This is a genomic window from Candidatus Caldatribacterium sp. (assembly GCA_014359405.1).
In the GTDB taxonomy this organism is placed as follows: domain Bacteria; phylum Atribacterota; class Atribacteria; order Atribacterales; family Caldatribacteriaceae; genus Caldatribacterium; species Caldatribacterium oleiphilum.
In genome coordinates, this window is sequence record JACIZN010000060.1 from 1 (window position 1) to 11,060 (window position 11,060).

At 52.6% G+C, this 11,060-nt stretch carries 10 protein-coding genes; all 10 read left to right on the forward strand.

Annotation, left to right across the window (positions count from 1 at the left end):
- On the forward strand, nt 1–708 hold a 708-nt coding region (locus H5U36_05920), incomplete at its 5' end, for a phosphatase (GenBank protein MBC7217677.1).
- Nucleotides 689–1,561, forward strand: a complete 873-nt coding sequence (gene folD / locus H5U36_05925) for a bifunctional methylenetetrahydrofolate dehydrogenase/methenyltetrahydrofolate cyclohydrolase FolD (protein MBC7217678.1) — start codon at nt 689–691, stop codon at nt 1,559–1,561. The genes H5U36_05920 and folD, both read left to right, overlap by 20 nt.
- A gap of 4 nt (nt 1,562–1,565) precedes the next feature.
- The gene (locus tag H5U36_05930) at nt 1,566–2,060 is read left to right on the forward strand and encodes a metallophosphoesterase (protein ID MBC7217679.1); all 495 of its coding nucleotides are present in this window, start codon (nt 1,566–1,568) and stop codon (nt 2,058–2,060) included.
- A gap of 17 nt (nt 2,061–2,077) precedes the next feature.
- Nucleotides 2,078–3,610, forward strand: coding sequence for a hypothetical protein (locus H5U36_05935; protein ID MBC7217680.1), 1,533 nt, complete (start codon nt 2,078–2,080; stop codon nt 3,608–3,610).
- A 16-nt stretch (nt 3,611–3,626) separates the two neighbouring features.
- Nucleotides 3,627–4,907, forward strand: coding sequence for a glucose-1-phosphate adenylyltransferase (locus H5U36_05940; GenBank protein MBC7217681.1), 1,281 nt, complete (start codon nt 3,627–3,629; stop codon nt 4,905–4,907).
- Between the two features lie 58 nt (nt 4,908–4,965).
- Nucleotides 4,966–6,441: an Ig-like domain-containing protein gene (locus tag H5U36_05945; protein MBC7217682.1), complete on the forward strand. Its 1,476-nt coding sequence runs from the start codon at nt 4,966–4,968 to the stop codon at nt 6,439–6,441.
- An 11-nt stretch (nt 6,442–6,452) separates the two neighbouring features.
- On the forward strand, nt 6,453–6,896 hold the full coding sequence (locus H5U36_05950; GenBank protein ID MBC7217683.1) for an Hsp20/alpha crystallin family protein: 444 nt from the start codon (nt 6,453–6,455) through the stop codon (nt 6,894–6,896).
- 56 nt (nt 6,897–6,952) lie between these two features.
- Entirely contained in the window at nt 6,953–9,310 is a 2,358-nt protein-coding gene (gene lon, locus H5U36_05955; protein ID MBC7217684.1) for an endopeptidase La, read from the forward strand.
- A gap of 29 nt (nt 9,311–9,339) precedes the next feature.
- Nucleotides 9,340–10,398, forward strand: a complete 1,059-nt coding sequence (locus H5U36_05960) for a M42 family metallopeptidase (GenBank protein MBC7217685.1) — start codon at nt 9,340–9,342, stop codon at nt 10,396–10,398.
- Nucleotides 10,399–10,409: 11 nt separating this feature from the next.
- On the forward strand, nt 10,410–11,060 hold a 651-nt coding region (locus H5U36_05965; GenBank protein MBC7217686.1), incomplete at its 3' end, for a galactose-1-phosphate uridylyltransferase.

The following is an 11,060-nucleotide window of genomic DNA, read 5'->3' on the forward strand; positions in this document are numbered from 1 at the left end:
CCCCCCCCCCCCCCCCGCACCGCCCCAGAGACCCCCCCCCCCGCGCGGCGGACCGGACTCAGCGCACTTGGCATTGCCGACCATACCCCAAGTATGCCTGGAGGTCCTTCGGCACTTTACTTTGAAGCCCGAGGACATTTTCCGCAAGAATTTAACGGGATTCGCCTTTATTTTGGAGCCGAAGTTGATATAATTGATGCCGAAGGTCGCCTCGACCTCCCAGACCGCATTCTCCGTCGTCTTGATTTCACCATTGTTTCCTTTCACCCCCAAGTTTTCCAAGGAGGATCAAAGGAGGTCAACACCCAGGCCTTGGTGAGGGCTCTTGAGCATCCTTTCGTGGACATTGTGGCGCATCCAGGTAACCCCAGGTATCCTCTTGAGTACGAAGAGGTTGTCGACACTGCGGTGAAGCTTGGAAAAGTTATCGAGGTGAACAACAGCTCTTTCCTTGTGAGTAGGAAGGGAAGTGAAGAGAACTGTCGCCTCATTGCGCAACTTGTGAAGTCCTGTGGAGGAATGATTATAGTCTCAAGTGATGCCCATTTCTGTGAGGAAGTCGGCGAGTTTGGGGAAGCTCTGCGGATGTTGGAAGAGATTGGTTTCCCAGAGGAGAGAATCGTGAACGCCTCGTGGGAGAATCTTGAGGGGTTTCTGAAAAACGCTGCCCAAAGGAGGGAAAAAACCGATGCCCTTTCAGCTTATTGACGGGAAGCAGGTAGCGGCAAAGGTCTACGAAGAGCTCAAGCCTCGAGTTTTGCGTTTGGTCGCTTCAGGGTGCCAACCTGGCCTCGCGGTTATCCTTGTGGGGAACAATCCAGCAAGCCAGGTTTACGTCCGAAACAAGGAAAAAGCCTGTGAGAGATTGGGAATCCGCTCATTCCGATACCATCTCCCTGAAACGGCAGAAATCAAGGAAATTCTGGACCTCATTGACTCTCTCAATGGAAATCCCGAGGTCCACGGCATCCTTGTACAGCTTCCTCTCCCACCACAAATTGAGGAGCAAGAGGTTCTCTACCGCATTGACCCACAGAAAGACGTCGATGGTTTCCATCCCTACAATCTCGGCAGGCTCCTGATTGGGGACCCTGTCTTTCTCCCCTGCACCCCCTGGGGGGTTCAAGAGCTCCTTGTGCGGTATGGCATCGAGGTCGAGGGGAAACACGTAGTTATCGTTGGGCGGAGCACCATCGTGGGGAAACCTCTGGCGATGTTACTCGTTCAAAAGGCGAAAGGAGCCAATGCTACGGTCACCTTGTGTCATACAAGAACCGTGAATCTTCCCGAACACACAAGAAGGGCCGATATTCTTGTGGTAGCCTGTGGGTCACCCGGAGCGGTTACCGGAGACATGGTGAAGGAAGGGGTAGTGGTGATCGATGTGGGAATCAATAGAGTCGGAGAAAAGATTGTCGGTGATGTGGACTTTGCAAGTGTTGCTCCGAAGGCCTCCTACATCACCCCGGTTCCTGGGGGTGTGGGTCCGATGACCGTGGCCATGCTCATGGCAAATACCGTGAAGGCGGCCGAGCGTTTCCTTGCGCAAAAGGTAGGGTAAGGTTATGGTTGTTGCCGTGCTTTCAGATACCCACATCCCGGAGCGATTGAAAGCCGTCCCTGACTATCTCACCCCTTTCCTCAGAGGTGTCGACTGCATCCTCCACGCAGGGGATGTCGTCGAGTGGTGGGTTCTTGAAGAACTCTCCCAATTTGCCCCGGTGTACGCAGTCTGTGGCAACATGGACACCCCAGGCGTGCACTCCCGCCTTCCTGCAAGACGTGTTGTGGAGCTTGAGGGTGTGCGCATTGGTCTTATCCATGGGCACGGTTCACCTGAGGAAGCAGAGCGAATGGCTCTCACGTCGTTTTCGCAGGAGAATGTTCAGGTAATCGTCTATGGGCATTCTCATCGCCCTCTCCTTGTATGGCAGAAGAACTTCCTCCTTTTGAATCCTGGAAGCCCTACGGACAGGATTTTCGCTCCCTGTCTCACCCTTGGGCGTTTGGAGATTGCCTCAGGAAAGGTAATTCGAGGAGAGATTATCCGCCTTGACTGAAGAAAGAGGTGGGCTCAATGGCTTTCTACGTGCACATTCTCTGGCACATGCATCAGCCGTGGTACTGGGACGCAGAAAAGAGAGAGTTTGTTCTCCCCTGGGTTCGGACCCATGCGACGAAGGACTATCTCTTCATGGGGAAACTCCTTGAGCGTTTCCCCTCGGTTCGGGTAACCTTCAACTTTGTTCCCTCTCTCTTGCGACAGATAGAGCTGTACCTTGAGGGGGGAAAGGACCGAGTCATGCAGCTTGCGGAAAAAGAAGCCGAAGCGCTCACAGAGGGGGAGAAGAAGGAAATCGTCGAGCTCTTTTTCCTCGTTGCTTCGCCCCGAACTTTTGAGTCCTGGCCAAGGTACCAGGAGCTCTGGGAACGAAGATCAGAGGCTCTTTCTTCCCTCAATTCTCAGGATTTCCTCGATCTCCAGATTCTCTACCAACTCATATGGTTCGATCCCCTCCTCCTTCAGACCGATGAGGAAGTAAAGTACCTCCACGAGAAGGGACGAAGTTACACCGAAGAAGACAAAAAAGTGGTGTTCAATGCCACTATGCGGGTTCTAAGAAGCATCATTCCTCAGTACCGGAAACTTCTTGAGAACGGACAAATCGAGATCACCTTCTCCCCCTTATACCACCCTATCCTTCCTCTCCTTGGGGATGCTCAGGCGGCACGGGATCTTTCTCCCTCGTGGTTTCCTTTTCCCCAGGATGCCCTTGTGCAAATTCGCCGGGGAAAAGAGTATGCGGAAAGGGTCTGGGGTAGGGAAGTTCAAGGGATGTGGCCGTCGGAAGGGTCGGTAAGCGAAGAAGTCCTCCTTGGTGCTGCCCGTGAAGGGGTCAGGTGGGTGGCCACAGGTGAAGAGGTACTCTTTCACTCCCTCGGAAGGGGACGCGAAGGGGGCGGAAAAGCCCCAGAAGAACTCTACCTACCACATAAGATGAAGCGGAACGGCCGAGAAATTGTGATTTTCTTCCGGGATCGCGTGCTCTCCGATGCCATTGGATTCGAGTACCATGCGATGCCTCCCTCTCAGGCGGTAGAGGATTTCATGCGAAAAGTTGGGGATATCCGGAGGGCTCTCCCCGAAGGGAAAGACTACATAGTCAACGTCATTCTTGATGGAGAGAACGCCTGGGAGTATTATAAAGATAACGGGCTTCCGTTTCTCAGCGGTCTTTATGAGGCCCTTTCTGAGTGCAAGGAGGTGGCTACAGTAACACCTTCGGAGTACCTGAGGAGTATCCAAGATGTGCCCCGTCTTGAGCGTCTTGTGCCCGGTTCTTGGATCTTTGGGAATTTTGCGTGCTGGATGGGCCATCCGGAAAAGAACTGGGCTTGGGAACGCCTTTTTGAGGTAAGGAAGGAGTTCGAAGAAAAGAGAGAAAGGCTCTCTCCGGAAGTAAGGGAAAGGGTTTACGAACTCCTCCTTGCCGCTGAGGGAAGTGATTGGTTCTGGTGGCTTGGAGACGATCATCCCTCGCCCCAAAAGGGAATCTTTGTGAATCATTTCCTGAATCTTCTCGAACAGGCGAAGCACCTTATGGGGTAACCTGGAAGGTGACGGGATGTACAAGAGAGACGTTGTAGCCATGATCCTTGCAGGAGGAGAAGGGCGGCGACTTGATATCCTCTCAGCGAAGAGGGCAAAGCCCGCTGTTCCCTTCGGGGGAAAGTACCGAATCATTGATTTCTGCCTCAGCAACTGCGTCCATTCGGGGATTTACTGCGTGGGCGTTCTCACGCAGTACAACCCCCGCTCTCTCCACGATCACATTCGTATTGGGAAACCTTGGAACCTGGACCGCATGGAGGGGGGTATTTTCCTCCTCCAGCCTTACATCAGTGATGCAGCTACCGATTGGTATCGGGGAACTGCAGACGCCATCTACCAGAATCTTGACTTTCTCTGGGAAAAGAGGCCACAGCTTGTCCTTATTCTTTCGGGGGATCACATTTACAAAATGGATTACAGGCCTCTCCTCCGCTTCCACTTGGAGAGAAAAGCAGACCTTACCGTCTCTGTTATTGCCGTTCCCTGGGAGGAAGCACACCGTTTTGGGGTTCTCGTTGCTGACGAGGAAGGAAGGATTGTCGAGTTCGAAGAGAAGCCAAAGCATCCAAAGAGTAATCTCGTCAACATGGGCATTTACGTTTTCACCTTGGAGGTGCTCAAAGAAGAAGTCGAGTACGAAGCAAAAAGGCCGGGTACTTCTTTCGACTTTGGGAAGGACGTTATTCCTCGGATGGTTCGAACCAGGCGTGTTTTTGCCTTTCCTTTTGAGGGGTACTGGAAAGATGTTGGGACGCTTGATGCGTACTGGCAGGCCAACATGGAACTTCTTGAGAGCCCTCCACCGCTTAATCTCTATGACGAACGTTGGCCGATATACACGACCGTTGAGGATCGTCCACCTCTTAAGCTTGGTGCCAATGCGCTGGTGGAGCGGAGTATCCTGGGAAGCGGGACTATCGTGGAGGGGACAGTCATCAATTCTGTGCTCTTCAGCGGAGTCATAGTCAAGAAAGGCGCGGTGGTGCGGGACTCAGTGGTCATGAGTGACACGGTCATTGAAGAGGGAGCCTTTGTGGATCGAGCTATTCTCGATAAGGCCATTGTTGTGGGAGAAAGGGCAGTTGTAGGGTACGGGGAAGATTGGACGCCGAATCGAAAGTTTCCCGATATGCTCCGAAGTGGTCTCACGGTGGTTGGAAAAAACACGAGAATTCCTCCGGGAATTCTCATAGGCAGGAACTGCCGCATAGGTCCGGATCTCGACTACGGTGATTTCCCCAAGGAGAGTATTCCAAGTGGGGAGAGTGTTGAGAGAGAGAGCTTGGGGGGCTGACAAAGTGCGAAGTCTTGTCCTTCTCGTCCTTCTGTGCCTTGGATTTCTGGGCGGAAGCATGGCCTCGGGGCAACCCTTTACTTTCGAAATTGCGCCGGAAGAGCTTGAAGAGATTCCGAAACTCGAGACCTCGCCCTTTTTGGATGTACTTCCCGACCGGGGGAACTTTGGGGTTTACCGGCCGGGAGAGAGGATCGTTCTCACCCTTTCAAGCGAGAGGGATGGGTACGTGAGTGTTTTCGATTACACTCCCCAGGGGGAGGCACAAATCCTGAAAAACAACGAATTCTTCGTAGCAGGTTCACAAAAGAGGATTTCTGGCACGGTAGTGGGGCCTGAGGGCGTGGAACGTTTTCTCGTAGTATTGACTCCGAGGGCTATTCCGGATCGAATTCTGGTAGAGGCGATGAAGCGGCCAACGAGGATTCGAGCGCTTCTTGGGGACGAGGTCCATGTGCAGCACTGTGCAATCCAGATTACGGAAGAACGTGTGCTTGCTCCTTCCTTCCTGCAGTTTGATCGGGTTGTACAGGAAGTGGCTCCAGGAGCAAGGGTAAAACTTCGGGTTTTTCTTGGGGATGAGGCTGGTAACGGCCTTGCCAATCGTCGTATTCAATGGGAAGTCAGTGAGGGGAAACTCGAAAGGTACCAAACCTTCACGAACACTTCCGGATTTTCTGAGGTTTGGTACGTAGCACCATCCCTTGCAGAAGAGAAAGAGGTCACCGTTCGAGCGTCTTTTGAGGGAGACATGGTGTATGGAGCTTCCTCTCAGGAAATCCGTTTCCTTGTGCGAGCTGAGAAGCGAATGACGGTTCTTGAGGTTTCGCCGGCAGTTTTCCGGGTCGGCGCGGGAGAGGCGATGGAACTCGAGGCCCTCCTGCAGGACGCTCAGGGAAACCCTATCGGAGGGAAAGTGGTGCATTGGACGGCAAGTGTTGGGACCTTCGAGCATGTTAACACTACGACGGATTCCTCGGGGAGGGCTGAGAACCGCTTTTTCGCCCCCTGGACGGAAGCCCGAGAGAGTGTGGAAATCCGGGTTTCCTTTGGAGGGACGGCGAGGTTTCTTCCCTCGGAGGGGTACGCAAGGGGAACTGTGAGTGGAATGGGGGTGTATTTTGGCGAGGGTTTCTACTTCCTTGATTGGAGCAGTGGTAAGGTTAAGACGAACTTTGAAAACCTTGTGTACCAGGGAAGGGTGGAAAAGGGATTTTTTGAGAATCCGGTATTTGCCCTTCTCCTTGGGGAGGGAGAGTATTTAGAAGCAAGTTTTGTCCTCTCTCAGCCACTTCAAGCTGGAGCGCTCTGTGTGTGGGGAGCGGCTGATGCCCCTGGCGCTCTCCGACTTTACGTGAACGGGCAGCTGAGTTTTGCTGGGAAAGTGGAAAAGGGTAAAGGAAATCCCCTTAGAGTGCACATTGTTTCTCTTGCACCCTTCCTCGAGTTGGGGGAAAATGCCATACGGGTTGAATTCGTCCCCGACGAGGTGGGTGCGCAGTACGCCTTGCAACGCGTCCTTGTTGTCTTTTAGAGGGGAGCACTATGGCTCAGTTTGATTCTCTTTGGGAAGAGTTCTTTTCCATACAGCGGGAAGTGCAGAGGTTTGTGGAGCATCTATCCGGCAAGAGGCCGAGTTTCTCTCCCCTTTCTGAGGAACCCTGGGTCCCTGCCTGCGACGTTTTTGAAACCGATTCCTCCTTCTTTGTGGTTGTGGAGCTGGCAGGAGTGAATCCAAGGGAAGTGGAAGTATTTGTCCAGGGAAAAAAGCTCATGATTCGGGGAGAGCGAAAGGAAATCCCTTCTCCCCCCAAAAAGGATTACTACCTTATGGAGATTCACTTTGGTCCCTTCTACCGGGAAATTGAGTTTGAAGATGACATAGATGATGCGGCGGTGCGGGCGACGTACCGGAGTGGATTTCTCATCGTCGAGTGCCCTAAAAAGAGCACTTGGGAGCGGCGAGTTCCGATTGATGAGGGGGCGTGAAGGTGTTGCAGGAAGAATGGCCTGTGCTCTTTGAAGAAAGCGAACGATCGAACGGATTGGTCGAGCAGACTTTGCCCCTTCACAAGAAGCGGGATCGGGAACTTCCCGAAGAAGTTCCCATCCTTCCCCTTGAGGATAACGTTCTCTTTCCGGAAATTGCCCTTCCCTGGGTTGTTCAGGGGGAAACATGGGTCCGTTTGGTGCACGAGGCGGTACTCAGAGATAAAATCGTCGGTGTTGTGGCTCTCCGGAGGAAACCAGAAGAAGGTTCCCTTGCTCCAGAGGACTTTTACGAGGTTGGGGTTGTGGGAAGGATTTCTCGGATGCTCCGCCTTCCGGAGGAGGCGGTCCAGATTCTCGTTTTCGGGCTGGCTGCGTTTGTGGTTAAGGAATGGGTCCGGTGGGATCCGTACCCTGTGGCCAGAATTGCAATCATTCATCTTGAGGAGGTTCATACCGACGAAGTAGAAGCTCTGAAGCGGAACATCTTGGGCCTCTTCCAAAAAGTTGTTGAACTTGCGCCGTACCTTCCAAAAGAGGCGTTTGTGACCGCAATGAATATTAAGGAACCCGCACGTCTTGCACATTTTGTCGCTTTCAATCTCAACCTCGATGTGGCTGGGAAACAGGACGTTCTTGCATCCTTTGATCTCGTCGAGAAGCTCAAGAAAGTCACCTACTACCTGACGAGAGAGCTTGAGATTCTTCAAATTGGGAGCAAAATTCAGGCGCAGATTCAACGGGAGATGGCAAAGACGCAACGGGAGTACTTCTTGCGGGAGCAGCTCAAAGCGATTCAGCGGGAACTCGGAGAGCTCGATGAGCGGGGAAGTGAGATTGCTAAGCTCCGGGAAAGGCTCAAAACGCTTGGACTTACACCAGAAGTTGAAGAGGAAGTGGAGAAAGAGCTCGAGAGATTATCTCACATTCCTACCACCTCTCCAGAATATCCTGTTATCCGAAACTACATCGACTGGATTCTTGAGCTTCCTTGGAACAAGAGCACGGAAGACGTCCTTGATGTCGACCTTGCCCGCAGGATTCTTGACGAAGACCATCACAATCTTGAAAAGGTTAAAGAACGTATTCTTGAGTACCTTGCGGTATGCCAGCTGAAGAGAGACCTGAGGGGGCCAATCCTTTGCTTTGTTGGTCCTCCTGGAGTTGGAAAAACGTCTCTTGGAAAATCCATTGCTCGGGCGCTGGGACGGAAGTTTGTACGGATTTCCCTTGGGGGAGTACGTGACGAAGCAGAAATTCGGGGGCATCGCAGAACATACGTTGGGGCAATGCCGGGTAGAATCATCCAGGGGCTCCGGAGGGCTGGGACGAATAACCCTGTTTTCATGCTCGATGAAATCGACAAAATCGGTGCGGATTTCCGGGGGGATCCTGCTTCAGCCCTCCTTGAGGTTCTTGACCCTGAGCAGAATGAGGCTTTTGTGGACCATTACCTTGGTGTGCCTTTTAACCTCTCCCGAGTCCTTTTCATTACCACGGCTAATGTCGTGGACACTATTCCTCCTGCGCTTTTGGATCGCATGGAGGTGATTTTCCTTTCGGGGTACACAGATCAGGACAAGCTCGCTATTGCCCGAAAGTACCTTATTCCCAGACAGTGCAAAGAGAACGGCATTGCTGAAGAACTCCTCTGCATTCCCGATGAAACCATTTTGACCATTATTCGAGAGTACACTCGGGAAGCAGGAGTCAGGCAACTCGAGCGGAGCATTGCTTCGGTTTGTAGAAAAGTAGCAAAGCGATTGGCTTCAGGCGAGAAAGGGCCTTTCGTGATTGATCTTGACCTTCTTCGGGAGTTCCTGGGACCCCAACGGTACTCAAAAGATGCGCTTCTTCTTGGGGGGAAAGTTGGCGTAGCCACTGGTCTTGCATGGACAGAAGTCGGTGGAGAAGTGCTTTTTGTGGAGACCGTTGCCCTTCCTGGGAAGGGCAACCTCATCCTTACAGGGAATATGGGGAAAATCATGCAGGAATCAGCGCGCATTGTGCTCTCTTGCGTTCGGGAACGTTCCCGGGAGTGGGGTATCCCTGAGGATTTCTACGAGAAGAACGACATTCATATCCATGTTCCTGCTGGGGCAATTCCCAAGGACGGTCCCTCTGCAGGTGTTACAATGGCTGTATCCATGGTTTCGGCTTTGACGAAAACTCCACCTCGTCAAGAGATAGCGATGACCGGAGAGGTTACCCTTACTGGGCGGGTCCTTCCTGTGGGGGGAATTAAGGAGAAGGTCCTTGCTGCCCATCGAGCAGGTATCAGCGAGGTTATCCTTCCGAAAGAAAACGGGAAGGACCTTGAAGAGATTCCGGCTGAAGTGAAAAAGGAGATGCGTTTCCATTTCGTGGAAACTGTTGATGAAGTGTTGAGTTTAGCCTTTGGAAAAAAGCCCTGAGAGAGTATCGCTTGAGAGGGGGAGTGTCCATGGACTCGGATAGCATGGATTTTTTGCGGAAGCTCATTTCAACCCCCAGCCCATCCGGATTCGAGGAAGAGGTGCAGCGGGTATTCCTTGAACGTATCCAGGGGAAGGTGGACAAGTCCTATAAAGATGTCCATGGCAACGCTTTCGGAGTTATTCATCCTGATAAGACCCCGAGAGTCATGCTTGCTGGCCACTGCGACGAAGTAGGCCTTATGGTCGAGTATGTGAACGATCAGGGGTATATCCACTTCGCAGCAGTTGGCGGTGTTGACCCTCACATTACGGCAGGAACCCGGGTTCTCATTCACACGAGGTTCGGTCCTCTGCCTGGGGTGGTTGGGAAAAAGCCGATTCATCTCATGGAGGAAAAGGACCGGCAGAAAGTTGTGAAAATTGAGGAGCAGTGGATCGATATCGGAGTAAGGACAAAAGAAGAAGCTCTGCAGCTTGTGAGTGTTGGTGATCCGATCACCTTTGACGTCGGTTTCCAGCCCCTTTCTGGGACACGGGTCGCTGGAAAAGGATTCGACGACAAAGTTGGCGTCTTCGTCGTAGCGGAAACCTTGCGGCGGGTGAATAGGGACAAGCTCCGCTGTGCCGTGTACGGAGTGAGCACGGTTCAAGAAGAGTTAGGACTTCGGGGAGCAAGAACGAGTGCCTTTGGCATTGCACCTCATGTGGGTATTGCCGTTGACGTAACTTTTGCCTCCGATTGTCCCGATGTGGACAAAAGAAAAGTTGGCGATATTGCCCTGGGGAAGGGACCAGTGATTGCCCGTGGCCCCAATATTAACCCTAAGGTCTTTCAGCGGCTTGTTGAAATCGCTAAAGCGCATGGAATTCCACACCAAATTCAAGCGGAATCTCGGGCTACGGGAACGGATGCCAACGCCATTCAAGTCACTCGAGAGGGAGTGGTGACAGGCCTCATCGGAATCCCAAACCGCTATATGCATACACCCTCAGAAGTCATCGACACCGAAGACGTGGAGAATGCAGTGCGGCTCCTTGTCCTTTTCCTTGAAAGCTTGACGGGGGAGGAGGATTGGATTCCCTGAGACTTGCAGCGATGTCTGAGTGGCGGAGGGATTTTCTGACGGGGCGGTGGACTATCATTGCCCCAGAACGAATCAATCGACCCTACGAGTTTGAGGAAGGAGCATCGGGATGTCCTTTCTGTGAGGGTATGGAGGCCTGGACCCCGGAAGAGGTCTTCAGTATTCGCCGTGATGGAACCCTTCCGAACCATCCGGGATGGTTCGTACGGGTGTTTCCCAATAAGTACCCGGCACTTCGAAAGGACGTCCCTCTGTGGAGCATGAGGGATGGACTCTATCAGGTTACAAGCGGTTTTGGTGTGCACGAGGTTATCGTGGAGACACCCTATCATGCGCTGGATTTCTCTGAACTCCCGGAGGAACAAATTACCCGGGTTCTTGCAGCGTACAGAGAACGATTGCGCGCCTTTGAGGGAGAGAAGGACTTACGGTACGGTCTCATTTTCAAGAACCAGGGGATTGAGGCAGGAGCTTCGATGCGCCATGCTCACTCGCAGTTCATTGCTACACCTGTTGTTCCTCGAGCAGTTCTCGAAGAAATTGAGGGGGCTATTGCTTTCTACCAAGAGAAGAAGCAGTGCCCCTTTTGCGTGATGCTGGAAAGGGAACGGGAGAGGGCTCTGCGCCTTGTATTGGAGAGCGATCACTTCGTAGTCTTTGTC